The following is a 24,772-nucleotide window of genomic DNA, read 5'->3' on the forward strand; positions in this document are numbered from 1 at the left end:
CACCATGACCACCGCCACCCTTGAGAAGGCTGCGACCGTCGAATTCCGGTCGCTGCGGCGCGAGTTCGGCGCCACCGTCGCCCTCGACGGACTCGACCTGACCGTACAGCCGGGCGAGTTCCTGGCCCTGCTCGGCCCGTCCGGCTGCGGCAAGACCACCGCGCTGCGCATGCTCGCCGGCTTCGAGCACCCCGACTCCGGCGCCGTCCTGGTCGACGGCGAGGACGTCACCCACGTCCCGGCCCACCGCCGTGACGCCGGGATGGTCTTCCAGTCGTACAGCCTCTTCCCGCATCTGAACGCCGTCGACAACGTGGCCTTCGGTATGCGTATGCGCAAGGTGCGCACGAGTGAACGGCGGGCTCGCGCCGCCGAGTTGCTGGAGCTTGTCGGGCTCGGCGACAAGGGGGAGCGGTTCCCGCACCAGCTCTCCGGCGGCCAGCAGCAGCGCATCGCGCTCGCCCGCGCCCTCGCCCTGCGACCCCGCGTGCTCCTCCTCGACGAGCCGCTGTCCGCCCTGGACGCCAAGGTCCGGCTCAGCCTCCGCGAGGAGATCCGCCGGCTTCAGCTGGAGCTCGGCATCACCACCCTGTTCGTGACGCACGACCAGGAGGAGGCGCTGTCCATCGCCGACCGGGTCGCCGTGATGCGCGCCGGGCGGCTCGAACAGTGCGCCGAGCCCGCCGAGTTGTACGGCCGTCCGGCCACCGCCTTCGTCGCCGAGTTCGTCGGCACGATGAGCCGGATCCCGGGGACGGTCAAGGACGGCACGGTCGAGGTGCTCGGGCAGCGGCTGCCGGCCGACGGGCAGGCGCCGGGCGCGGGCGAGGTCGACGTGCTGGTGCGGCCCGAGGCGGTCCAGGTGCGCGCGGACGGGGCCGGTACGGCCACCGTCGTCGCCACCGCCTTCCTGGGCGCGGTCGTGCGGGTCACCGTACGGCTCGCGGACGGCACCGAGGCCAAGGCCGACCTGCCCGCCCACGACGCCGCCGACCTGGGTGCCGGATCCGCGGTGAGCGTGTCGCTGCCCGAGCGACCGGTGCTCGTGGCGGAGCGCGCCCAGAAGTAACGCGTCCACAAGCCAGCGGTGCACTCACGAGCCAGTGGTGCATTCACCAGCCATCAGTGAGGAATGACGACAACGTGACCCCCCACCCGCGACTCCCGCTCCAGGCCGTCCTGTTCGACATGGACGGAACGCTCGTCGACACCGAGCGACTGTGGTGGGAGGCGGTGGAACAGGTCGCCGGGCGGCCGCTCACCGAGGCCGACGAACCGGAGGTGCTCGGCCGGCCGGTGGAGCACACCGCCGACTGGCTCGCCGCGGCCACCGGACGCCCGGCCGCGGCTCTGGCGGCCGGGCTGCACCGGGAGTTCGCGGACCGCGTCCGCACCGGCATCGTGCCCCGCCCCGGCGCCCTGGACCTGCTCGACGCGCTGGCCGCGGCCGACGTCCCCACCGCCCTGGTCACCGCGTCCCCACGCGCGGTCGCCGACCTCGTCCTCGACGCCCTCGGCGCCGGCCGGTTCGCCGCCTCGGTCACCGCCGACGACACCGGACGCACCAAGCCCGCCCCCGACCCGTACCTGGCCGCCTGCCGCGCCCTCGGCGTCGACCCGGCGGCCTGTGTCGCCGTCGAGGACACCGAGACCGGGGTCGCCTCGGCCGAGGCCGCCGGCTGTGCCGTCCTGGCCGTGCCCTCGCTCGCCCCGATCGGCGGCGCGCCCGGCCGGACCGTCCGTGACACGCTGGTCGGGGTCACCCCGAAGGAGCTGAGCGAGATGGCCGTACCGGAACTGCGGGTGATGTCCTGGAACCTGTGGCTCGGCGGCGGCCGGATCGACGACCACCGCGCCAAGCAGGTCAAGGCGATCATGGACGCCGGCGCGGACGTCGTCGGCCTCCAGGAGACCGCCGGGACCAGCGCGCGGGAGCTCGCCGAGGCCCTCGGCTGGCACCACCACACGGCGGGCGAGAACCTCGGGATCATCAGCCGCTACCCGATCACCGCCCGCCTGGGCGACCCGGACGTCGGTTTCTACGGAGCCGCCGGGGTGCGGATCGCCGTCCGCCCCGGCCGCGAGGTCGAGATCTGGACCGTGCACCTGCACTACACGCCGTACGGGCCCTACGAGTTCCACTTCGACGGGCTCGGCGCCGACGAGCTGATCGCCCACGAGGAGGTGCGGCTGGGGCAGATGGCGGAGGCCCTGCGGCGGATCGGGGACGGAGGCGTGCCCGTGGTGCTGGTGGGCGACTTCAACTGCCCGTCCCACCTGGACTGGGCCGCGGTCGCATGGCCGGTGACCAGGGCCGCCGAGGAGGCCGGGTTCCGCGACTCCTACCGGGAGGCGCACCCGGACCCGGCAGCCGCGCCCGGCCACACCTGGTCGCCGATCCACCCCGTCCACGAGGACGGCAGCGGGCGGCCCGAACCGCAGGACCGGATCGACTACGTGCTGCACAGGGGGCTGCGCGTACTCGACTCCCGGACCTGGGTCACCGGCTCCCCGGCGCCCTGGCCCGAGGCGGCGGGCAACGACTGGCCCTCCGACCACGCGGCCGTCGTCACCACGTTCGCCGTCGAGCCGTAACCAGGGGTTACCCGGGGCAACCATTGCGGTCAGGGTGACGGTCCCGTAAGTTGTGCGGGCCCCCTTACTGGCTGGTAACACCGGTAGGTAACCCATGCGCTGGCCCCTCGGCCGACCCACCACCGTCCGTGCGCGGATCGTGGCGCTCGCGCTCGCCCCGGCCGTCGCGCTGACGGCCCTGTGGAGCTTCGCCATGGTGTCCGTCACCGCCGAGCTACGCGCGCTGATCCGGCTCCAGGGGGTGTACGACGACTTCGGCACCCCCGTCGACACCGCCGTCGGGCAGATCCAGATCGAACGGCGGCTGTCGGCGGCCTACCTGGGCGCGCGACTGGACACCGCGGCCGCCGCCGACCTGCTCGCCCAGCAGCGGCGCACCGACCGCGCGGTGGACGCCATGCGGGTCGCGATCCGGGACGGCGACCGCGGGCGCCTCAGCGACCGGCAGCGGCAGGCGCTCGACGCGATGGTGACCGCCACCGGCAGGCTGGAGAGCCTGCGCGGGCAGGTGCTGTCCCGGAAGATCTCCTGGGACCGCGCCGTGGCCGGCTACAGCGACCTCGTGGCGCCCGGCTTCGACGTCGAGTCCACCCTCACCGCGCTCCAGGCCGGACAGCTGGCCCGGGAGTCCCAGGTCGTCGTCGAGCTGGTGCGGGTCAGGGAGTTCGTCTCGCGCGAGGACGCGCTGGTCGCGGGGGCGCGGGCCGCCGGACGGCTCACCGACGCGCAGTACGGCACCCTCACCGCGACCATCGAGGACCGGCGGGTCTTCGAGCGGACCTACGTCCCGGACCTGCCGGCGGACTCACGGGCGCTCTTCGAGACGTTCCAACACGGCGCGCTGCACCGCTCGCTGGTCAGCGGCGAGGACGCGTTGCTGCGGGCGGGCGCGGACCGGGCCGGTGCGGCCGTCGCCGCGGGCACCTGGCGGTCGACCACCGACCGGGCCGTCGAGCAGTACATGCTGCTGTGCACGCACTCGGCCGAGAACTCCGCCGCTCGCGGACGGGCCTTCGCCTACCGGGAGTTGGCCAAGGCGGCCGTCGTCGGCGTGGCCGGCCTCGCGGCGGTGGGCCTGTCGCTGTGGTTCGCGGTGCGCGGGGCGCGCCGCATCTCGCGCCGCCTGGAGACCCTGCGGGACGCGGCCGACCTGCTGACCGCGCGCCAACTGCCCGCCCTGGTGGAGCGGCTGAGCGCCGGCGAGGACGTGGACGCCGTCACCGAGGCGCCGCCGCTGGCCGCCGGCGAGGCCGGGGACGACGAGATCGGCGACGTCGGCCGGTCGTTCAACCGGGCGCGGCTGGCCGCCGTCGAGGCCGCGGTCCAGCAGGCCACGCTGCGGCGGGGCCTGTTCGCGGTCCTCCTCAACATCGCCCGCCGCAACCAGGCCCTCGTCCACCGCCAGCTGAAACTCGTCGACACGCTGGAACGGCGTACCGACGACCCGGTCGTCCTGGGCGAGCTGTTCCGCATCGACCACCTCACCACCCGGATGCGCCGGCACGCGGAGAGCCTGATCATCCTCTCCGGCGCGGCCCCCGGACGGCGCTGGCGGCGGCCCGTGCCGGTCGCCGACGTGGTGTCCTCGGCGGTCGGCGAGATCGAGGACTACCCGCGGGTCGTGGTGCCGCCGATGCCCGAGGTGGGCGTGGCCGCGGACGCCGTCGCCGACGTCGTGCACCTGCTCGCCGAGCTCCTCGAGAACGCCACGGTGTTCTCGCCGCCGCACACCCAGGTCACCCTGCGCACCGGCCGGGTCGGCCACGGCTTCACCCTGGAGATCGACGACCGGGGCCTCGGCCTCGACGCGGACCAGCTCGCCGGGGCCCGCCGCACCCTCACCGACCCCGACGCCTTCGACCCGACCCGCCACGACCGGCTCGGCCTCTACGTCGTGGGCCGCCTGGCCGCCCGGCACGGCATCGAGGTGACCCTGCGGGAGTCGCCGTACGGGGGGACGACGGCGGTGGTGCTGCTGCCGGGGGCGGTGCTGGCGGAGGTCGAGCCGGACGGCGGCCGCCGGGGAGGCGAGTTCGGGCGACGGGCAGCCGCGGCGGAACACGGGCGCGCACCCGCACCCGGGGGAGACCGACCGGCATCGGCGGTCGGCGTGCTGCCGGTATCCGGAGGTACGGCGGCCGGAGGTACGGCGGCCAGCGCTACGGCGGCCGGAGGCACAGCATCCGGAGGTGCGGCATCCGGAGGTGCGGCGGCCAGCGCTACGGCGGCCGGAGGTGCGGCGGCCGGAGGTGCGGCGGCCGCCGGGGAGGCGGCGGCGCACGGCGCGCGCCGTACGGACTGTGAGGCGGAGTCGCCGCAGGGCAGAACGGATGCCTCGTCTCCTGAGGCGCCCGCGGCCCGGTCGGACGACCCGTCGCCCGAAACCTCGCCGGCCCTGCCCACCCGCACCCGTCAGACCTCCCTCGCGCCCGAACTGCGCGCGGGCCCGCCCGCTCCCGACCGGCCGGTCGCGCGCGATCTGGACGCCGACGAGATGCGGGCCGTCTTCGGCGCCTTCCAGCGCGGCCTGGACCGGGGCCGCAGGGGAGTGCCGACCGGACCCGAGGAGCCGAACCACACCGAGGAAGGGACGCGTGCCGACGATGACCAGTGACGACCACCCCCAGCCACCCGACCCGACTCCGGCGTCGGCTTCCACCCCGGCCTCGGCCCCGGCTTCGGCCCCAGCTTCGGCCTCGGCCCCGGCCCCGGCCTCCGCCTCCGGCCCACAGCCCCCCGCCGACGCGGGACCCGGCGCCGGGTCGGATCGGCCCGGAAGCGATCTCGGCTGGCTTCTCGACGATCTCGTCGCCCGGACCGACCACGTCCGGCAGGCCGTGCTGCTCACCGCCGACGGGCTGCCGCTCAGCCACTCCGAGGGGATGCGGCGGCGGGACATCGAGCACCTCGCGGCCGTCTGTTCCGGCTTCCACAGCCTGGCCCGCTCGGCGGGGGACCGGTTCGGCGCCGGGGAGGTGCGGCAGACCATGGTGATGCTCGACGACGCCTATCTCTTCGTCACCCCGGCCGGACACGGCAGCCGGCTCGCCGTCCTCAGCGACGTCCGTACCGACGTCGGCCAGCTGGCCCACGAGATGGCCCTGCTCGTCCGTCGCCTCGGCCGGCACCTGGACGCCGCCGCGCGCTCGGCCCCCTGACGACCGCGGTGAGCGACGAGCACTGGTACGAGGACGAGACCGGCTCGCTGGTCCGCCCCTACACCGTGACCCGGGGCCGTACCGAACCCTCCGGCCGGCACTCCATCGATCTGATGTCCCAGGTCACGGCTGTGGACACGGACGCGGACACGGGCCGGCCCGACGTCGACCATGCCCGCACCGCCCTGCTCGCCCTGGTGCGGCGCGGCGCCCGGCCGGTCGTGGAGCTCGCCGCGGACGCCGACCTGCCGCTCACCGTCGTACGCGTGCTGCTCGGCGACCTCGCCGAGGCCGGCCTGGTGCGGATCGACGCGCCGCGCCGGGTGGAGCCGGCCGGTCCGGGCGCCGACCCCGAGCTGCTGAAGGAGATCGTGGAGCGGCTGCGGGAGATCTGAGCCCCGGCCCCGCGCAACGAATCGCCGCCGGGCACCCGGCGCACGCAACGAACCGCTCACCGGCGCGCAACGGCTCCTTCTTGTCCGGCCCGGCCCGCCGACCGTACGGTCTAACTGGCCCCCAGACCCCTCCGTACCCGGTGAGGACCCGCATGCGCACCGCCCTGCTCCAGAGCTCCGGCCGCCCCGGCTCGACCGTCGAGAACCTCAAGGTGCTCGACGAGACCGCCGGCCGGGCCGCCGCCGCGGGCGCCGCGCTGCTGGTCGCCCCGGAGATGTTCCTGACCGGCTACGCGATCGGCGACGACATCGCCCGCCTCGCCGAGCCCGCCGACGGCGACAGCGCGGATGCGATCGCCGAGCTGGCCCACCGGCACGGCCTGGCGATCGCCTACGGCTACCCGGAGCGCGACGGCGACACCGTCCACAACTCGGCCCAGCTGATCTCCGCCGACGGCACCCGGCTGGCGAACTACCGCAAGTCCCATCTCTTCGGCGGCTTCGAGCGGGACCACTTCACCCCGGGCGACCAGCCGGTCGTCCAGGCGGAGCTGAACGGCCTCACCGTCGGGATCATGATCTGCTACGACGTGGAGTTCCCGGAGCTGGTCCGCGCCCACGCCCTGGCCGGCACCGACCTGCTGCTCGTCCCGACGGCGAACATGCACCCGTTCGAGCTCGTCGCCGAGTCCCTGGTCCCGGTGCGGGCCTGGGAGAACCAGATGTACGTGGCCTACGCCAACCGCATCGGCCAGGAAGGCGAGTTCGAGTTCTTCGGGCTGTCCGCGCTGGCCGGACCCGACGGGGTCGCCCGCGCCCGGGCCGGCCGCGGTGAGGAGCTGGTCCTCGCCGACGTCGACCCCGCCCTCCTCGCCGCCTCCCGCGAGGCGAACCCGTACCTGAAGGACCGCCGCCCCGGCCTCTACGGGTCCCTGGCCTGACCTTCCCCGCCCTTCTCAAGACTTTTCACTACTTTTCGCTTTTCGCAAGGAGTCCGTACCCCATGACGTCCACGGTGCCCAACGCCGTCGAGCACACCGACGCGCAGCAGCCGCCGATCACCATGTTCGGCCCGGACTTCCCCTACGCCTACGACGACTTCCTCGCCCACCCGGCGGGCCTCGGCCAGATACCCGCGACCGAGCACGGCACCGAGGTCGCCGTCATCGGCGGCGGCATGTCCGGCATCGTGGCCGCGTACGAGCTGATGAAGATGGGCCTGAAGCCCGTCGTCTACGAGGCCGACGAGATCGGCGGCCGGCTGCGGACCGTCGGCTTCGAGGGCTGCGACCCGTCGCTGACCGCCGAGATGGGCGCGATGCGCTTCCCGCCCTCCTCCACCGCCCTCCAGCACTACATCGACCTGGTGGGCCTTCAGACCCGGCCCTTCCCCAACCCCCTCGCGGAGGCGACCCCTTCGACCGTCGTCGACCTCAAGGGCGAGTCGCACTACGCCGAGACGATCGACGATCTCCCGCAGGTCTACCGGGACGTCGCCGCCGCCTGGAACAAGTGCCTGGACGAGGGCGCCGACTTCTCCGACATGAACCGCGCGATGCGTGAGCGGGACGTGCCGCGCATCCGCGAGATCTGGGCGAAGCTCGTCGAGAAGCTCGACAACCAGACCTTCTACGGCTTCCTCTGCGACTCCGACGCCTTCAAGTCCTTCCGGCACCGCGAGATCTTCGGCCAGGTCGGTTTCGGCACCGGCGGCTGGGACACCGACTTCCCCAACTCCATCCTGGAGATCCTGCGGGTCGTCTACACCGAGGCCGACGACCACCACCGCGGCATCGTCGGCGGCTCCCAGCAGCTGCCGCTGCGGCTCTGGGAGCGCGAGCCGGAGAAGATCGTGCACTGGGCGTACGGGACGTCGCTCGCGAAACTGCACGAGAACGGCGAGCCCCGCCCCGCCGTGACCCGGATGCACCGCACCACCGGCAACCGGATCACGGTCACGGACGCGAACGGCGACATCCGCACCTACCAGGCGGCGATCTTCACCGCCCAGTCGTGGATGCTGCTCTCCAAGATCGCCTGCGACGACTCGCTCTTCCCGATCGACCACTGGACCGCGATCGAGCGCACCCACTACATGGAGTCCTCGAAGCTGTTCGTGCCCGTCGACCGGCCCTTCTGGCTGGACAAGGACGAGGACACCGGCCGAGACGTCATGTCGATGACGCTCACCGACCGTATGACACGCGGCACCTACCTCCTCGACGACGGCCCGGACAGGCCCGCCGTCATCTGCCTCTCCTACACGTGGTGCGACGACAGCCTGAAGTGGCTGCCGCTGTCCGCGCACGAGCGGATGGAGGTCATGCTGAAGTCGCTGGGCGAGATCTATCCCAAGGTCGACATCCGCAAGCACGTCATCGGCAACCCGGTGACCGTCTCCTGGGAGAACGAGCCCTACTTCATGGGCGCGTTCAAGGCCAACCTGCCCGGCCACTACCGCTACCAGCGGCGCCTGTTCACCCACTTCATGCAGGACCGGCTGCCCGCCGACAAGCGGGGCATCTTCCTCGCGGGCGACGACATCTCCTGGACGGCCGGCTGGGCCGAGGGCGCCGTCCAGACCGCGCTGAACGCGGTCTGGGGCGTCATGCACCACTTCGGCGGAGCGACCGACGCGGCCAACCCCGGCCCCGGCGACGTCTACGACGAGATCGCACCGGTCGAACTTCCCGAGGACTGAGCGCCCCGAAGGGGCGCGGGGAACTGCGCGACCAGCCACGACGGCGCCAACGGCAAGCGACGACCTGAGCGGCACTTCCCGGGGAGTCCTCAGACCCCGGCCGCCCGCGCCTTCTCGTACACCTCGGCGGCGACGTCCTTGAGCTCCTGGGCGTCCCGCGGGGTGGACTCGAGGTCGATCAGGATCTCCTCCAGGCCGACCGCCGCGTGCGCCACGAGGTCCTCGACGATCTGGTCGACGCTGCCCTGGAAGGGGCGGCGGTCGGAGCCGTCGTACGCCTTCGGCGTGTACGTGGCGTTGACCCGCACGACCGTCTGGAGCGGTTCCGTCCGGCCGCGTTCGGCGGCCAGTTCCTGCACGCCCTGCCACTGTGCCGCGAGCTGCTCGGCGCCCATGCCCACCGGCAGCCAGCCGTCGGCGCGGTCGACCAGCCGGGTCAGGGCCTTCTTGTTGGACGCCGCCAGCAGGATCGGGATCGGCCGGGCGGGCTTGGGGCCGACCACGGCGGACGCGATCTTCGTGAGCTGTCCGTCGTAACGCACCGGGTCGGGGCCCCACACGGCCCGGCACACGTCGATGAGCTCGTCGAGCACCTTGCCGCGCTCCTCGAACGGCCGGATTCCGGCGGCCGCGTACTCGTCGAGGGACCAGCCCGTGCCGAAGCCGGCCAGCACCCGGCCGCCGCTCGCCGCGTCCAGCGTGGCGAGGGACCTGGCCAGTTGGAAGGGGTTGTGCAGCGGCGCCACCAGCACACTGCTGCCCAGCCGGACCCGCTCGGTGGCCGCGGCGGCCAGGGTCAGCGTGACCAGAGGCTCTGCCACGCTGCGGTACTCGTCGGGCCAGGGGAGGCCCGGGACGTTGTAGAGGCCCTGGGTGGCGGGTTCCGGGAACAGGGCCCGCTCGAAGACCCACAGGCTGTCGTAGCCGATCTGCTCGGCGGCGCGTGCCACGTCGGGGACGTCGGTGCCGAGGGAGTACTGCCGCATCTGGGGGAGGCCGAGGCCGAGCCGGGTGGTCATGCCGGTGCTCCTTTGCAGTCGGGTGCCTGCCGTCAACGTAAGGCGGGGGTCCGGGGATTCCGGCGAGGGCTCACGGCCGATCGGAACCGGCCACCTCAGTCGCGCAGTGGCGTGAGCAGCATCCGACCCGCCAGACCGACGGCCGCGTCCAGCCGTTCGGTGAACTCCTCGACCAGGTCCTCGAACCCGCGCAGCGCCCACAGCGCCCGAGCCGCCGCCCAGGTCGCGTCCCGGGCCCGCTCCAGGCTCCAGGCACCGAGCAGATGGGTCAGCGGATCGGCGATCTGGAGCACGTCCGGCCCCGGCATCAGATCCTCGCGGATGCGTTCCTCCAGCGAGACGAGGAGGTCGCCCACGCGGTCGAACTCGTCCTCCAGGTCGGCCGGTTCGCAGCCGAGCGTGCGGCAGGCTTCGACCACGGCCAGCGCCAGGTCGTGCCCGATGTGCGCGTTGATGCCGGCCAGCGCGAACTGCAGCGGCCGCACCCCGGGATGACGGCGGAACTGGAACAACGGCCGCCAGCAGGCCGGAGGTCGGCGGCCCGCCGCCTCGGTGTCCACGGCGGCCAGGTAGCGCTCGGCGAACCGCACGTCGAGGGTGGCCGCGGCCCCGGGGTCCGCGAACCGGCCCGCGTCCAGGCGCCGTTCGACCTCCTCCGTGACGGCGAGGTACACACGGTTGAAGACCGCGATGCCGTCCCGCTCGGGCAGGTCCGCGTCCAGGGTGCGCATGCGGGCGACGACGGTGCCGACCGGAGCGGTGAGGTGGTGCGCGAGGTGGTGCGTGAGGTGGTGCGACTGCGCCATGGGGGAAGGGTCCCAGCCCCGGCCCGGCGCGCGTGCCGACGGGCCCGACGCTTCCCCGGAACGGGGGAACGGACCCGCCGCGGACCCGCAGCTCGGGAGGCGGGACCGCGTGCCTACGGCCGGGTGTCGTCGTAGGAGCTGGTGCCCTCGTCGAGGAGCGGTTCCCCGCCCTTGAGGTGGGCCGGGGCCAGGGCGCGCAGGGCGTGGTAGCCGAGGATGACCACCAGGGTGCCGAGGGCGATGCCGCTGAGGGAGAAGGTGTCGGAGAACTTCAGGCTCACGTTGCCGACGCCGATGATGATGCCGGCGGCGGCCGGGACCAGGTTGAGCGGGTTGCGCAGGTCGACCTCGGCGTGCAGCCAGATCTGGGCGCCGAGCAGGCCGATCATGCCGTAGAGGATGACCGTGATGCCGCCGAGGACCCCGCCCGGGATCGCGGCCACGATCGCGCCGAACTTGGGGCAGACGCCGAAGAGCAGCGCGAAGCCCGCGGCGGCCCAGTAGGCGGCGGTGGAGTAGACGCGGGTCGCGGCCATCACGCCGATGTTCTCGGAGTAGGTGGTGTTGGGCGGGCCGCCCACGGCGGTGGAGAGCATGGAGGCGACGCCGTCGGCCGAGATCGCCGTGCCGAGCCTGTCGTCGAGGGGGTCGCCGGTCATCTCGCCGACGGCCTTGATGTGCCCGGTGTTCTCGGCGACCAGGGCGATGACGACGGGCAGCGCGACGAGGATCGCCGACCACTGGAAGGACGGGCCGTGGAAGGACGGCAGCCCGATCCAGTCGGCCTTGCCCACACCGGAGAGGTCCAGGCGCCAGTGGTCGGTGACCTTGCCGCTCGGGCTCATGGAGTGGATCCGGCCGAAGATCCGGTCGAGGGCCCAGGAGAGGGCGTACCCGAAGACGAGGCCCAGGAAGATCGCGATGCGTGACCAGAAACCACGCAGACAGACGACGGCCAGACCGGTGAACGCCATCACCAGCAGGGCCGTCCACTGGTCCTGCGGCCAGTAGGTGGAGGCGGTGACCGGGGCGAGGTTGAAGCCGATCAGCATCACCACCGCGCCGGTGACGATCGGCGGCATCGTGGCGTGGATGATCCGCGCCCCGAAGCGCTGCACCGCCACCCCCACCAGGAACAGCGCCGCGCCGACCACGAAGACCGCGCCGGTCACGGTGGCGCTGGTGCCGCCCTGGGCGCGGATGACGGCGGCCACTCCGACGAAGGACAGCGAACAGCCCAGATAGCTGGGCACCCGCCCGCGCGTCGCCAGCAGGAAGAGCACGGTCGCGACGCCGGACATCATGATCGCGAGGTTGGGGTCCAGGCCCATCAGAACGGGTGCCACGAAGGAGGCGCCGAACATGGCCACCACGTGCTGGGCGCCGAGCCCGACCGTGCGCGGCCAGGAGAGCCGTTCGTCGGGGCGTACCACCGCTCCGGGCGCGGGCGTGCGCCCGTCGCCGTGCAGTTTCCAGCGCACACCGAGATCCATGGTGGGCTTCGCTTTCCTTGTACGTGAATCTGGTCCGAACCATTGTCACGGCTACCTCGCGGTTCTACGCTCGCACGGTCCTACTCATGAACTGAGTTCATATATCTGATTTCAGGTTGATCGGAGTACTCGATGAGTGGAAGATCCCGCGCGGCCGTGCTGCTGACGACCCTGGTGGCGTTCGGGGCGGTCCTCGTCCCCTCCGCGCACGCCGCGCCCAAGGTCCCGGACACCGCCGTCCTCGACGGCGCCCGGCTCCAGCACACCAAGGCCGAACTGCGCGACGGCGACCCGCAGTTGCGGCGCGCGCTGCGCGACCTGACCACCCGCGCCGACACCTGGCTGGACCAGGGCCCCTGGACGGTCGTCGACAAGCCCAAGCCCGCCCCGGGCGGCGACGTCCACGACTACCTCAGCCAGGCCCCCTACTGGTGGCCCACCACCACCCCCACCGCCGACAACCCCTGGGGCTGCCCCTACGTCCAGCGCGACGGCCAGCGCAATCCCGAGGTCGACAGCGGCACCGACCGCCAGGACGTCGAGAAGGTCTTCGACTCGACGTACGACCTCTCCCTGGCCTGGTACTACACCGGCAAGCGGGAGTACGCCGAGAAGGCCGGGCAGATCCTGCGCACCTGGTTCCTCGACCCGGCGACCCGGATGAACCCGAACCTGAACCACGCCCAGTTCATCCCGTGCAAGTACGACGGCCGGGCCATCGGGATCATCGACTTCTCCCAGTCGTACACGAGCGTGGTCGACGCCCTGGCGATCCTCGGCACCGGGGCACCCGGCTGGAGCGCCGGGGACCGGGCGGGGATGCGGAGCTGGAACACGGACTTCCTCGGCTGGCTGGAGAACAGCTACTTCGGCAAGGAGGAGGGGGCCGCCGCCAACAACCACGGCACCTTCTACGACATGCAGCTCGCCGCCCTCGCCTACGCGACCGGCGACAAGGCGCTGGCCCGGCAGACCGTGCTGGACGCGCGGACGAAGCGGATCGACCCGCAGATCTCGGGGGACGGCAGCCAGCCGCAGGAACTGGCCCGCACCAGGAGCTGGCACTACTCGACCTTCGACCTGGTCGCCTACACCCGGCTCGCGGCCATCGGCCGGCACGTCGGCGTGAACCTCTGGAGCTACCGGGGGCCGGACGGACAGAGCCTGTTCAAGGCGGTGGACTACCTGCTGCCGGCCGCGACCGGGGCGGCCGCCTGGCCGTACCCGGAGCTGGAGTTCCACCGCTACGCGGCGAGCGACGTCGTGCACGCGGCGGCCGACGCGGGCGACAAGGCGGCCCAGAAGGCGGTACGGCGGCTGGAGACACCGCCCGGCGGTGACCTCTGGGCGCTGCGGCCGGCCGCCGAGCAGCTGGACTCGATCGCGGGCTGACCAGTGCCTCTCCGGCCGGGGCTCCTGAGCGTCCGCTTAGGATGGAGTGTCCCCACCGCTTCGTCCAGTGCTCAGGAGCCCCACCCGTGACCGCCGAAGCCCTGCCCGCCCCCGCCCTCTCCTACGGCCGGCTGCTGCCGGTCAGCGTCCACTTCGACGACCTCGACGCGCTCGGGATGCTGCACAACGCCCGCTACCCGCTGCTGGTGGAGCGTGCCTGGACCGAGTTCTGGCAGGAGCACGGCGTCCGCTTCGACGGCGACTGGGCCACCGCCGGAGACGCCTGCAACGTGGTCAAGGAACTGCTGATCAGCTACCAGGCGCCGGTCACCAGGTCGGGCACCTACGCCGTCCACCTCTGGCTGGAGCGGCTCGGCACCACCGGCCTGACCTACGGCTTCCGCTTCTGCTCGCCGGACGGCGCGACCACCTACGCGCAGGGCACCCGGGTCCTCGTCCGGCTGGACCCGGCCACCCTGCGTCCCGCGCCCTGGAGCGAGACGTTCAGGACCGTGGGTCGGGAACTGCTGCGGCCTGCGGACTGACCTCGGCGCGCACCCCCCGGGTCCCGGCGCGCAGCACGCCCGCGAACACCACCAGCCCCAGTGCCAGCGCCGTGACCACGCAGAACGACACCACCAGACTGGTCGCCTGGGCGATCCCCCCGATCAGGCTGGGCGCGATCAGGCCCGAAGTGTAGGTGATCGTCGCCACGCCCGCGATCGCCTGACTCGGGTTCGGCCCGGCGTGTCCGGCCGCCGCGAAGCACAGCGGTACGACGACCGCGATGCCGAGGCCCATCAGCGCGAACCCGGTCATCGCCACCGCCGGCTGCCCGGCGAGGACCACCAGCAGCCCGCCGCAGGCGGCCAGCACACCCCCGGCGCGCACGGTACGGACCGCTCCGAAACGGTTCACCACCGCGTCCCCGCCGATCCGAGCCACCGCCATGGCCAGCATGAACCCGGTGGTGGTGGCCGCCGCGAGCCCGGCCGAACTGTCCATCCGGTCCCGCAGGAACACCGCGGACCAGTCCAGGCTCGCCCCCTCCGCGAACACCGCGCAGAAGCCCACCGTGCCGATCAGCAGCGCCGACCGGGGCGGCAGCGTGAACCGCGGCGGCGGCTCCTCGTCCTCGCCGGCCCGCACGTCCAGGACGAAGCCGGCCGCCAGGACGCCGAGCGCGGTGAGGACGGCCGCCGCCAGGGCGAAGTGCACGCGCGCGTCCGTGCCCAGGTGCGCGGCGAGGGTGCCCGCCGCCGAGCCGACCAGGGTGCCCGCGCTCCACATGCCGTGCAGCCCCGACATGATCGACCTGTCGAGCAGCCGCTCGATCTCCACGCCGAGCGCGTTCATCACCACGTCCGCCATACCGGCGCTCGCGCCGTACACGAACATCGCCAGGCACAGCAGGTACAGGTTCGTGGCGAGCGACGGCAGGATGAGCGACAGCGTCCACATCGCGATCAGCCCGCGCAGCGCCGTACGGCTGCCGAAGCGGTGGCTGATCCGGCCGGCCAGCGGCATCGAGCACGAGGCGCCGAACGCGGTGAACGCGAGCGCGAAGCCCAACTGCCCGGCGCTGAGCGAGGCATGGTCCTGGACCCATGGCACCCGGGTCGCGAACGAGCCGGTGACGGCACCGTGCACGGTGAACACGGCCGCGACCGCGTACCGCGCGCGCTTCACCCCGTGCTGCCCGTAAGCCACGTCTTTCATCGTCCTGCCCCTCCCCGGTGGGTGCCGCCCCGCTTCCCCCGCTGTCCGCCGTAAACTATCAGGGACCCTGCCTGATAGATAGAGAGTCAACTGGCCGTCCCGGCCGGTACGGATCTGGGAGGATGCCCGTCATGCCCGCATCACCGAGCACCGCCCGGGCCATCAACGACCGGCTCGCGCTGAGCCTGCTCCAGCAGGAAGGCCCGCTGACGGCAGGGCAGTTGAAGCAGCTGACCGGGCTGTCCCGGCCGACCGTCGCCGACCTCGTCGAACGGCTCACCGTGTCCGGCCTGATCACGGTGGTCGGCGAGTCGGGCGAGCAGCGCCGGGGGCCGAACGCCCGGCTGTACGGCATCGTCGCCGACCGCGCGTATCTGGCCGCCCTCGACGTGCGCACCGACAGCGTCTCCGTGCTGGTCTCCGACCTGGTGGGGCGGGTGCTGGCGGAGGGGTCGGTGCCGGTCGCCCCGGAGGAGGGGGAGACGGCGGCCGTCGAGCAGGCGGTGGAGCTGGTGGAGCGCGCGGCCAAGGAGGCGGGGGCGTCAGGGGACGGGGGGCAGCTGCACACCGTGGGCATCGGGGCGCCCGGGCTCATCGATCCGGCCACCGGCGAACTCCGCGACTCGGCCGGCCTGCCCACCTGGCACCGCCGGCTGGTCGCCGCCCTCCAGGAACGCTTCCCGCAGGCCCGGGTCAGTGTCGAGAACGAGACCAATCTGGCCGCCCTCGCCGAGCAGCGGGAGGGCGCCGCCCGGGACCGCGACACCTTCGTCCTGCTCTGGCTGGCGGACGGCTGCGGCGCCGCCGTCGTCCTGGACGGCACCCTGCGCCGGGGCGCGTCCGGCGGCACCGGCGAGATCGGCTTCCTGCCGGTGCCGGGCACGACCGGCCTGCCCACGGCGACGGACTGCTCCGGGGGTTACCACTCACTGGTGGGAGCGGCGGCGATCGTGGAACTGGCGCGCGAGTACGGAGTGGGGGCGGGGGGCCTGTCGGCCGACCGTGTGGTCGAGGAGGTGGTCCGCCTGACGGTCGGCGGCGACCCGATCGCGCCCCGAAGGGGCGCGGGCCGTATCGATATGCGGCTCCACCGCGTGGGCGCGACCAGCCACGACGGCGCTGCACTCGACCCTCGACCGAACCCGGCACCTCCCGCGGAGCGCGCCGCCCGTTTTCTCGACGCCCTGGCCGACCGCATCGCAGTCGGCGTGGCCGCCGTCGTCGCCATCCTGGACCCCGGCTGCGTCGTCCTCGGCGGCGAGATCGGCCCCGCCGGCGGAGCGGCCCTCGCCACCCGGGTCGAGGAGCGGCTCCGCCGCATGTCCCCGCTGGCCACCGAGGTGCGCGCCGGCACCCTGGGCGGCGCGGCCGTCCTGCGCGGCGCCCTGCTCACCGCCCGCGAGCGCGCCCAGGACGAACTCTTCGCGGCACCGGACCGCTGACGCCCGCGCTGGGCGGGCCCGGCGACGGGCAAGGGCCGTCGTCACCGCCACCGGGTCCGCTCGAACCCTAAAAGGACTAGACCAGTAGGGTCAATAGGTGTGACTCAAAGTCAAGAGTCCTGGTCCGGGCGTCAGTTGTGCACACGGAGCTCCGGCTGGGAAGTCCAGCGGCGCGGGCTGTGAGGCACCCCACACGGTTCCCCTGTATGGACCACGATCAGGCGTGGCACACTGGCGGTGTACCAGAAGCAGCGCACTCCGGGGTCGGTGAAAGTCCGAACCGGCGGTTACAGTCCGCGACCCGTCCGCTTCCAGCGGCCGGTTGACCAGGTGAAATTCCTGGACCGACGGTTAAAGTCCGGATGGGAGGCAGTGCGCGGCGGGCGAGCATGTACGTGTGCGCGCCGCCGTATCTGGTCTCGTCCCTCGCGGACGGGGCCTTGTCGGCGTCGCCCCCGATGTGCCTGTCCGTACATTCTGTCGTCCGTCGACAGGCCCCGGAGTCCGTGCCCTATTGAGGCAGGAGGACCCGGGAAGTGTTCACCGGAATCGTCGAAGAGCTGGGTGAGGTCACCGCCGTCGAGAACCTCGGCGACGCCTCCCGTTTCCGGCTCCGTGGCCCCGTAGTGACCGAGGGCGCGCAGCACGGCGACTCCATCGCCGTGAACGGCGTCTGTCTGACCGTCGTGGAGCACGAGGGCGACGAGTTCACCGCCGACGTCATGGCGGAGACCCTCAAGCGTTCCTCCCTCGGTGCCCTGGACGTCGGCTCCCGCGTCAACCTCGAGCGGCCCACCGCGGTCGGCTCCCGCCTCGGCGGCCACATCGTGCAGGGCCATGTCGACGGCACCGGTCAGGTGCTGGCGCGCACGCCCTCCGAGAACTGGGAGATCGTCAAGGTCTCGCTCCCGGCCGACCTCGCGCGGTACGTCGTCGAGAAGGGCTCGATCACGGTCGACGGCATCAGCCTCACCGTCGTCGAGGCCGGCCCCGACTACTTCACCGTCAGCCTCATCCCCACCACCCTCGACCTGACCACGCTCGGCCGCAAGCAGCCCGGCGACCCGGTCAACCTCGAGGTCGACATCGTCGCCAAGTACGTGGAGCGCCTGCTCGCGAACACGCAGGGAGCGGGCCGGTGAACTGGCTGAACTCCGAGGCCTTCACCCTCCTCGGCCAGCACATCATCTGGTCCGACATGATCGGCAACATCCTCGGCCTGATCACCCTCGCCCTCGGCTGGCGCCGCTCGCTGCTCACCTGGCCGGTGCAGTTCCTCTCCGGCCTGGTCCTGTTCATCGCCTTCTACGGCCACCTCGCCGGCAGTGCGGGCAAGCAGGTCGTCGTCATGGTGGTCGCCCTGTACGGCTGGTGGCAGTGGAACCGCAACAAGGGCGAGTCCGGCGACGGCCACATCGTCCCGCGCTTCGCCACCTGGCGGGAGCGCGGCGCGATGGTCGCCGCCGCGGCCGCCGGCACCGTCGCCGTCGCCCTGCTCTTCAAGGCCTACCCGTCCCTGTCCTGGGACCCCTGGCCGGACGCCTACATCTTCGTCGGCACCGTCGTCGCCATGTACGCCCAGGCCCGCGGCATGGTCGAGTTCTGGATCGCCTGGCTCCTGGTCGACGTGGTCGGCGTCCCCCTCAACTTCACCAACGGCTACGCCTTCTCCGGCTTCGTCTACGTCATCTACGGCGCGCTCGTCCTGTGGGGCCTGCGCGACTGGTGGCTGCGCTCCCGCCAGGGCACGCGGCCCGCTCTGGAAGGAGCACCCGCATGACCGCGGCACCGATCCTGTACAGCACCGACGGCGTCGAGGACCTCACGCTCGACCCGGTCGAGCAGGCCATCGCCGACATCGCGGCCGGCCGGCCGATCGTGGTCGTCGACGACGAGGACCGCGAGAACGAGGGCGACCTCGTCATCGCCGCCGAGAAGATCACCCCCGAGATCGTCGCCTTCATGATGAGCGAGTGCCGTGGCCTGATCTGCGCCCCCATGGAGGGCGAGGAACTGGACCGGCTCGAACTGCCGCAGATGGTCGGCGACAACACCGAGTCGATGAAGACCGCGTTCACCGTCTCCGTGGACGCCTCCGCCGCGCACGGCGTCACCACCGGCATCTCGGCCGCCGACCGCGCCACCACGCTCCGGCTGCTGGCGAGCGGCCGGGCCGAGCCGACGGACCTGGTCCGCCCCGGCCATGTCTTCCCGCTGCGCGCCCGGCCCGGCGGTGTCCTGGTCCGCGACGGCCACACCGAGGCCGCCGTCGACCTGGCCCGCCTCGCGGGTCTGCGCCCGGCCGGCGCCATCGTCGAGATCGCCGGTGAGGACGGCCGGATGCTCCGCCTCCCGGAGCTGATCCCGTTCGCCCGCAAGCACGGCCTGACGATCATCTCCATCGCGGACCTGGTCACCTTCCGGCGTGCCGCCGAGCCGACCGTCCGCCGCGAGGCCGAGGTCAACCTGCCCACCAAGCACGGCACCTTCACCGCGTTCGGGTACCGCTCCACCACCGACGGCGTCGAGCACGTCGCCCTCGTCCACGGCGACATCGGCGACGGCGAGGACGTCCTGGTCCGGGTCCACTCCGAGTGCCTCACCGGGGACGTCTTCGGCTCCGCCCGCTGCGACTGCGGCCCCCAGCTCGACGCCGCCCTGGACCGCATCCAGGACGAGGGCCGGGGCATCGTCGTCTACCTGCGCGGCCACGAGGGGCGGGGCATCGGGCTGCTGTCCAAGCTGCGCGCGTACGAACTCCAGGAGCGCGGCCGCGACACCCTCGACGCCAACCTCGAACTCGGCCTGCCCGCCGACGCCCGCGACTACGGCGCCGGCGCCCAGATCCTGACCGACCTCGGGGTGCGCAGCGTCCGGCTGATGACCAACAACCCGGACAAGAGCGACGCGCTGCTGAACCACGGGCTCAAGATCAGCGGGCGCGAGCCGATGCCCGTACAGGCGGGCGAACACAACCTCCGCTACCTGCGCACCAAGCGGGACCGGATGGGCCACGACCTGCCCTGGCTGGACACGCCCCCCGCGATGTCCACCTGCGCCAACCAGTAGGAGACCGTGGCCACCTGCGGCCACCGGTAGAGAAACAGCACTGAGGAGAGACGTGAGCGGCAAGGGTGCACCTGAACTGTCCGTACGCAATGTCAGCGACCTGCGGGTCGCCGTCATCGCGTCCCAGTGGCACGAGAAGGTGATGGACGGACTGGTGGACGGCGCCCTGCGCGCCCTGCGCGACCTGGGGATCGACGAGCCGACCCTGCTCCGGGTCCCCGGCAGCTGGGAGCTCCCGGTCACCGCCAAGGTCCTCGCCGGACGCGGCTACGACGCGATCGTCGCCCTCGGTGTCGTCATCCGCGGCGGCACCCCGCACTTCGAGTACGTGTGCCAGGGCGTCACCCAGGGCCTCATCCAGGTCTCCGTGGAGACCGGCGTCCCGGTCGGCTTCGGCGTGCTCACCTGCGACGACGAGGAGTCGGCCCTGGACCGGGCGGGCCTCGCCGGCTCCAACGAGGACAAGGGCCACGAGGCGGTGACGGCGGCGGTCGCCACGGCCGCCACCCTCCGCTCAGTATCTGAACCCTGGCACTGAGCGACGCGGCAATTGGCGTAGTCTGGCGCTCACCATGTCCAACAAGACTTTCGAGGAGCTCTTCACCGAGCTCCAGCACAAGGCCGCCCACGGCGACCCCGCCACCTCCCGCACCGCCGAACTGGTCGGCAAGGGGGTCCATGCCATCGGCAAGAAGGTCGTCGAGGAGGCCGCCGAGGTCTGGATGGCCGCCGAGTACGAGGGCAAGGAAGCGGCCGCCGAGGAGATCTCGCAGCTGCTCTACCACGTCCAGGTGATGATGGTCGCCCGCGGCATCTCGCTGGACGACGTCTACGCCCACCTGTAAGAACCCCTTTCAGACACCCCCCCTTTTCGAACCCCTTTCGAAGCGAAGGAAGCCGACCTCATGCTGCGCATCGCCGTCCCCAACAAGGGTTCCCTCTCCGGCCCTGCGGCGGACATGCTGCATGAGGCCGGCTACCGGCAGCGGCGGGAGTCCAAGGAACTCCGCATCGTCGACCCGGTCAACGACGTCGAGTTCTTCTACCTCCGCCCCCGCGACATCGCGATCTACGTCTCCTCCGGCCGCCTCGACATCGGCATCACCGGACGTGACCTGCTCGTCGACTCCGGCGCCAACGCCGAGGAGATCCTGCCGCTCGGCTTCGCCCGCTCCACCTTCCGCTTCGCCTCCAAGCCCGGCGAGGCGACCGGCCTGGCGGACCTGAAGGGCAAGACGGTCGCCACCTCCTACGAGGGGATCGTCGCCAAGCACCTCGCCGACGGCGGCGTCGACGCCTCCGTCGTCCACCTGGACGGCGCCGTGGAGACCGCCATCGAGCTGGGCGTCGCCGAGGTCATCGCCGACGTCGTCGAGACCGGCACCAGCCTGCGCAACGCCGGCCTGGAGGTCTTCGGCGAGCCGATCATGAAGTCCGAGGCGATCGTCGTCCGGCGCACCGGCGCCGACGCCGAGGAGCCCAAGGTCCAGCAGTTCCTGCGCCGCCTCCAGGGCGTCCTGGTCGCCCGGACCTACGTGATGATGGACTACGACTGCCGCGTCGAGCAGCTGGAGAAGGCCGTCGCCCTCACCCCCGGCCTGGAGTCGCCGACCGTCTCCCCGCTGCACAACGAGGGCTGGGTCGCCGTCCGCGCCATGGTCCCCACCAAGGACGCCCAGCGGATCATGGACGACCTGTACGACATCGGCGCCCGCGCCATCCTGACCACGGCCATCCACGCCTGCCGTCTCTGAGGTCCCGCGCGAGATGTCCGAGCTTCCTTCGCTGCCCGTCACCTTCCGGCCGGGCCTCACCCGCGTGATCCTGCTCACCGCAGGCGTCGCGATCTTCGTCACCATATCCGGGGTCGCCCTGCTCCTCGAACAGCTCGGCCCGGGGGAGAAGCTCAGCTTCGTCGTCACCGGCGCGCTGATCTTCTGGGTGCTGGCCCAGCTGGCCCGGGTGAAGGTGGTCGCCGACGAGTCCGGGGTCACCGTCGTGAACATCGCCAGCAAACGGCGCCTGGAATGGGCGGAGATCCTCCAGGTGAACCTCCGCCCGGGTGACCCGTGGGTGTTCCTCAACCTCAGCGACGGCACCAGCCTGCCCGCCCTCGGCATCCAGCCGGGCATCGCCAAGCAGCACGCCATCGCCGACGCCAAGGCCCTGCGCGCCCTCGCCGAGGCCCACACGAGCCACGACCCCGAACAGCATCAGGGCTGAAATCACGCAACTTCGGGGCCGTCTCCGGGCCGTCGCCCCTGCCGCAGCGGCCCCTGTCTTGATTAATCTGTTGGCGGAGGCTTTTCACGTCCCGCCTCCGCCCCTGTCGCGCGCCCGGCGCACAGGGGTTCCTGCTACCCGAGGAGTGACCCTCTCCGGCGATGGACGGATCGTCCTGTAGTACCTGCGCCGCCCCCTCCCGACATACCGCGGACCGCCTTACCGCAGTCCGCGAGGCTTCGGAGGCGGCGGCATCATGACCACCCCCCTGCTGCTCCTGGCAGCCGCGTTCCTGCTCATCCTCGCCAACGGCTTCTTCGTCGCCGCCGAGTTCGGTCTGGTGACCGTGGAGCGGCCCGAGGCCGAGAAGGCCGCTGCCGACGGCGACAAGCGCGCCCGTACGGTCGTCGCATCGCTGAAGGAGCTCTCCTTCCAGCTCTCCGGCACCCAGCTCGGCATCACCATCACCTCCCTGGTCGTCGGCATGCTCGCCGAACCGGCACTGGCCGAGCTGCTGCGCGGCCCGCTCACCGCGACCGGCCTCCCCGACGGCGCCGTCTCCGGCATCGCCGTCGTGGTCGGCATGCTGCTCGCCTCGGCGATCCAGATGGTGATCGGCGAACTCGTGCCCAAGAACTGGGCGGTCTCCAAGCCCCTCCAGGTCGCGCGCGTCGTCGCCGGCCCGCAGGCCCGCTTCTCCCGCCTGTTCCGCCCGGTCATCGCCGCGCTGAACACGGTCGCCAACCGGCTGGTCCGCGCCCTCGGCGTCGAACCCGCCGAGGAGCTGGCCTCCGCCCGTACCCCCGGCGAACTGGTCTCCCTGGCCCGGCACTCCGCCCAGGCCGGCGCGCTGGAACAGGACACGGCCGACCTGTTCGTCCGCACCCTGTCCCTGGGCGAGCTGACCGCCCAGCACGTCATGACCCCCCGGGTGAAGGTCAGCGCGCTCCAGGACACGGCGACCGCCGAGGACGTCGTCAACCTCACCCGGGCCACCGGACTGTCCCGCTTCCCGGTCTACCGGGAGAAGATCGACGAGATCGTCGGCATGGCCCACCTCAAGGACGCGCTGGCCGTCTCGGTCCACGACCGGCTGCGCACCCCGGTCGGCCGCATCGCCCGCAAGGCCCTGCTGGTCCCCGAGACCCTCCCGGTCCAGCCGCTCCTCGCCCGGCTGCGCTCCGAGCAGCCCATCGCGGTCGTCGTCGACGAGTACGGCGGCACGGCCGGCGTGGTCACCCTGGAGGACATCGTCGAGGAGCTCGTCGGCGAGGTCCGCGACGAGCACGACAGCCCGGACGCCCCGGAACTCGCCGCCGCCCCCGCCCAGGACGGGAAGCCCGCCTGGGACGTCGACGGCAGCGTCCGGGTCGACATCCTCCAGCGGATAGGCCTCGACGTGCCCGAGGGCCCGTACGAGACGGTCGCCGGCCTGGTCGCCGACCTGCTCGGCCGCATCCCGGCGCCGGGCGACCGGGCGGAGCTGCCCGGCTGGCGGCTGTCGGTCCGCAGGGTCGGCCACTACCGGGCGGAACGGGTCCGCCTGGTCCGCACCGCCCCCGCCGTCGCGGAGGCCGCCCGATGAGCGTCCTCCAACTGGTCTTCGCCGCACTGCTGGTCCTGGCCAACGGCTTCTTCGTGGGCGCCGAGTTCGCCCTCGTCTCCGTCCGCCGCAGCCAGATCGAACCGCTCGGCACGGCCCGGGCCCGCCAGGTCCTCCACGGCCTGGAGCGCCTCCCGCAGATGATGGCCGCGGCCCAGTTCGGCATCACCGTCTGCTCGCTGACCCTGGGCGCGGTGGCCGAACCGACGGTGGCCCACCTGCTGGAGCCGCTGTTCGAGGCGGTCCACCTGCCCGACGGCATGATCCACCCGCTGGGCTACGTGATCGCGCTCGCCGCGGTCGTCTTCTTCCACCTGGTCATCGGCGAGATGGTGCCGAAGAACCTCGCGATGGCGGCGCCGGAGAAGGCCGCGCTGTGGCTGAGCCCCGGCCTGGTCGCCTTCGCCCGCGTGTGCCGGCCGATCACCGTCGCGCTCGGCGCCTGCGCCCAGGGCATCCTCAAGCTGTTCCGGGTCGAACCGAAGGACGAGGTCGAGGCCGTCGTCACCAGCGAGCAGCTCAACCGGCTCCTGGAGGACTCCGGCCAGGCGGGGCTCCTCGACCCCGAGGAGCGGGAGCGCTTGGAGGACGCGCTGGAACTGGGCTCCCGCCCGGTGACGGACGTGCTGCTGCGCCGTGAGTCCCTGATCACGGTCCCGCCGTCGGTCACCCCGGGCCAGATCGTCGAACTCACCGCCCGCACCGGCTACTCGCGCTTCCCGGTCGCGGCCGAGTCCGGCGCCTTCATGGGCTACGTCCATGTGAAGGACGTCCTGGACCTGGAGGACTCCGACCGCGCGGTGCCGCAGCAGATATGGCGTCCGATGACGACGCTACGGGCCGAGCTGCCGCTCGACGACGCGCTGACCGTGATGCGGCGGGCGGCGACCCACCTTGCCCAGGTGGCCGACGCGAACGGCCGGGTGCTGGGGCTGGCGGCGCTGGAGGACGTCCTGGAGCTGCTCGTCGGCGAGGTCCGCGATCCGGCGCACCGGGAACAGCCGACGGTGCCGCGGGCGCCGGAGCCGCGGGGGAGCGGGGAGCCGGAGGAGGTCATGGCCGGGTGATGTCGTAGTCCGCCTGCGGGCGCGTGGGGGCTGGTCGCGCAGTTCCCCGCGCCCCTTACGGGGCACGTCATAGCTGCGGGCAGGCGTGCC

At 72.4% G+C, this 24,772-nt stretch carries 22 protein-coding genes, 1 pseudogene and 1 riboswitch; of the genes and pseudogenes, 19 read left to right on the top strand and 4 right to left on the bottom strand.

Annotated elements, in window-relative coordinates; genetic code table 11:
- Nucleotides 1-4: 4 nt before the first annotated feature.
- The 7 genes and pseudogenes from ACFWPQ_RS11245 (at nt 5) to ACFWPQ_RS11275 (ending at nt 8,849) form a co-directional block, all read left to right on the top strand.
- Nucleotides 5-1,069 carry an ABC transporter ATP-binding protein gene (locus tag ACFWPQ_RS11245; protein WP_384032213.1) on the top strand — a complete coding sequence of 355 codons (1,065 nt, stop codon included), beginning with the start codon at nt 5-7 and terminating at the stop codon, nt 1,067-1,069.
- 74 nt (nt 1,070-1,143) lie between these two features.
- A complete protein-coding gene (locus ACFWPQ_RS11250; protein WP_384032215.1) occupies nt 1,144-2,595 on the top strand; it encodes an HAD-IA family hydrolase in 1,452 nt (483 codons plus the stop codon).
- A gap of 94 nt (nt 2,596-2,689) precedes the next feature.
- On the top strand, nt 2,690-5,209 hold the full coding sequence (locus ACFWPQ_RS11255) for a nitrate- and nitrite sensing domain-containing protein (protein WP_384032217.1): 2,520 nt from the start codon (nt 2,690-2,692) through the stop codon (nt 5,207-5,209).
- 157 nt (nt 5,210-5,366) lie between these two features.
- Nucleotides 5,367-5,753 (top strand): annotated as a pseudogene (locus ACFWPQ_RS11260) (roadblock/LC7 domain-containing protein); the annotation flags it as partial.
- 8 nt (nt 5,754-5,761) lie between these two features.
- On the top strand, nt 5,762-6,148 hold the full coding sequence (locus tag ACFWPQ_RS11265) for a DUF742 domain-containing protein (protein ID WP_361299073.1): 387 nt from the start codon (nt 5,762-5,764) through the stop codon (nt 6,146-6,148).
- Nucleotides 6,149-6,300: 152 nt separating this feature from the next.
- Nucleotides 6,301-7,089 (top strand): carbon-nitrogen hydrolase family protein, encoded by a 789-nt coding sequence (locus ACFWPQ_RS11270; protein ID WP_384032219.1) that lies wholly within the window; start codon nt 6,301-6,303, stop codon nt 7,087-7,089.
- A gap of 62 nt (nt 7,090-7,151) precedes the next feature.
- A complete protein-coding gene (locus ACFWPQ_RS11275) occupies nt 7,152-8,849 on the top strand; it encodes a flavin monoamine oxidase family protein (protein WP_384032221.1) in 1,698 nt (565 codons plus the stop codon).
- A gap of 89 nt (nt 8,850-8,938) precedes the next feature.
- On the opposite strand, the gene ACFWPQ_RS11280 is transcribed toward ACFWPQ_RS11275, so the two are convergent.
- From ACFWPQ_RS11280 to ACFWPQ_RS11290, 3 genes are all read right to left on the bottom strand, one after another.
- Nucleotides 8,939-9,868 carry an LLM class F420-dependent oxidoreductase gene (locus tag ACFWPQ_RS11280; RefSeq protein ID WP_384032223.1) on the bottom strand — a complete coding sequence of 310 codons (930 nt, stop codon included), beginning with the start codon at nt 9,866-9,868 and terminating at the stop codon, nt 8,939-8,941.
- 95 nt (nt 9,869-9,963) lie between these two features.
- The gene (locus tag ACFWPQ_RS11285; RefSeq protein ID WP_384032225.1) at nt 9,964-10,674 is read right to left on the bottom strand and encodes a DUF5995 family protein; all 711 of its coding nucleotides are present in this window, start codon (nt 10,672-10,674) and stop codon (nt 9,964-9,966) included.
- A 113-nt stretch (nt 10,675-10,787) separates the two neighbouring features.
- Nucleotides 10,788-12,167 carry a uracil-xanthine permease family protein gene (locus ACFWPQ_RS11290; protein WP_384032227.1) on the bottom strand — a complete coding sequence of 460 codons (1,380 nt, stop codon included), beginning with the start codon at nt 12,165-12,167 and terminating at the stop codon, nt 10,788-10,790.
- Between the two features lie 132 nt (nt 12,168-12,299).
- Here ACFWPQ_RS11290 and ACFWPQ_RS11295 point away from each other — a divergent pair, with 132 nt between their 5' ends.
- On the top strand, nt 12,300-13,559 hold the full coding sequence (locus ACFWPQ_RS11295; RefSeq protein WP_384032229.1) for an alginate lyase family protein: 1,260 nt from the start codon (nt 12,300-12,302) through the stop codon (nt 13,557-13,559).
- An 86-nt stretch (nt 13,560-13,645) separates the two neighbouring features.
- Nucleotides 13,646-14,104: an acyl-CoA thioesterase gene (locus ACFWPQ_RS11300; protein WP_384032231.1), complete on the top strand. Its 459-nt coding sequence runs from the start codon at nt 13,646-13,648 to the stop codon at nt 14,102-14,104.
- Here the strand turns inward: ACFWPQ_RS11300 and ACFWPQ_RS11305 are convergent.
- Nucleotides 14,064-15,278, bottom strand: coding sequence for an MFS transporter (locus ACFWPQ_RS11305; RefSeq protein WP_384032232.1), 1,215 nt, complete (start codon nt 15,276-15,278; stop codon nt 14,064-14,066). The two genes, ACFWPQ_RS11300 and ACFWPQ_RS11305, sit on opposite strands and share 41 nt — an antisense overlap.
- Before the next feature lie 131 nt (nt 15,279-15,409).
- Between ACFWPQ_RS11305 and ACFWPQ_RS11310 the strand changes: the two genes are divergently transcribed.
- The 10 genes from ACFWPQ_RS11310 to ACFWPQ_RS11355 all read left to right on the top strand — a co-directional run bounded on the left by ACFWPQ_RS11310 (nt 15,410) and on the right by ACFWPQ_RS11355 (nt 24,682).
- Nucleotides 15,410-16,720 (top strand): ROK family transcriptional regulator, encoded by a 1,311-nt coding sequence (locus ACFWPQ_RS11310; protein WP_384032233.1) that lies wholly within the window; start codon nt 15,410-15,412, stop codon nt 16,718-16,720.
- 249 nt (nt 16,721-16,969) lie between these two features.
- A riboswitch (FMN riboswitch) is annotated at nt 16,970-17,100 on the top strand.
- Between the two features lie 156 nt (nt 17,101-17,256).
- Entirely contained in the window at nt 17,257-17,862 is a 606-nt protein-coding gene (locus tag ACFWPQ_RS11315) for a riboflavin synthase (RefSeq protein ID WP_361299103.1), read from the top strand.
- On the top strand, nt 17,859-18,500 hold the full coding sequence (pnuC, locus tag ACFWPQ_RS11320; RefSeq protein WP_384032234.1) for a nicotinamide riboside transporter PnuC: 642 nt from the start codon (nt 17,859-17,861) through the stop codon (nt 18,498-18,500). Before ACFWPQ_RS11315 ends, pnuC begins: the two co-directional genes overlap by 4 nt.
- Nucleotides 18,497-19,789, top strand: a complete 1,293-nt coding sequence (locus tag ACFWPQ_RS11325) for a bifunctional 3,4-dihydroxy-2-butanone-4-phosphate synthase/GTP cyclohydrolase II (protein WP_384032236.1) — start codon at nt 18,497-18,499, stop codon at nt 19,787-19,789. The genes pnuC and ACFWPQ_RS11325 overlap by 4 nt, the downstream gene beginning before the upstream one ends.
- A 52-nt stretch (nt 19,790-19,841) precedes the next feature.
- On the top strand, nt 19,842-20,327 hold the full coding sequence (gene ribH / locus ACFWPQ_RS11330; protein ID WP_384032238.1) for a 6,7-dimethyl-8-ribityllumazine synthase: 486 nt from the start codon (nt 19,842-19,844) through the stop codon (nt 20,325-20,327).
- 34 nt (nt 20,328-20,361) lie between these two features.
- Entirely contained in the window at nt 20,362-20,634 is a 273-nt protein-coding gene (locus ACFWPQ_RS11335) for a phosphoribosyl-ATP diphosphatase (protein WP_030946750.1), read from the top strand.
- A gap of 60 nt (nt 20,635-20,694) precedes the next feature.
- Nucleotides 20,695-21,543, top strand: coding sequence for an ATP phosphoribosyltransferase (gene hisG, locus ACFWPQ_RS11340; RefSeq protein ID WP_384032240.1), 849 nt, complete (start codon nt 20,695-20,697; stop codon nt 21,541-21,543).
- A gap of 13 nt (nt 21,544-21,556) precedes the next feature.
- The gene (locus ACFWPQ_RS11345; RefSeq protein ID WP_384032242.1) at nt 21,557-22,012 is read left to right on the top strand and encodes a PH domain-containing protein; all 456 of its coding nucleotides are present in this window, start codon (nt 21,557-21,559) and stop codon (nt 22,010-22,012) included.
- A 256-nt stretch (nt 22,013-22,268) separates the two neighbouring features.
- Nucleotides 22,269-23,597, top strand: a complete 1,329-nt coding sequence (locus tag ACFWPQ_RS11350; protein ID WP_384032244.1) for a hemolysin family protein — start codon at nt 22,269-22,271, stop codon at nt 23,595-23,597.
- Nucleotides 23,594-24,682, top strand: a complete 1,089-nt coding sequence (locus ACFWPQ_RS11355; protein ID WP_384032245.1) for a hemolysin family protein — start codon at nt 23,594-23,596, stop codon at nt 24,680-24,682. Before ACFWPQ_RS11350 ends, ACFWPQ_RS11355 begins: the two co-directional genes overlap by 4 nt.
- Nucleotides 24,683-24,772: the final 90 nt, after the last annotated feature.

The sequence above is a fragment of the Streptomyces sp. NPDC058464 genome, from assembly GCF_042721035.1.
Classification (GTDB): domain Bacteria; phylum Actinomycetota; class Actinomycetes; order Streptomycetales; family Streptomycetaceae; genus Streptomyces.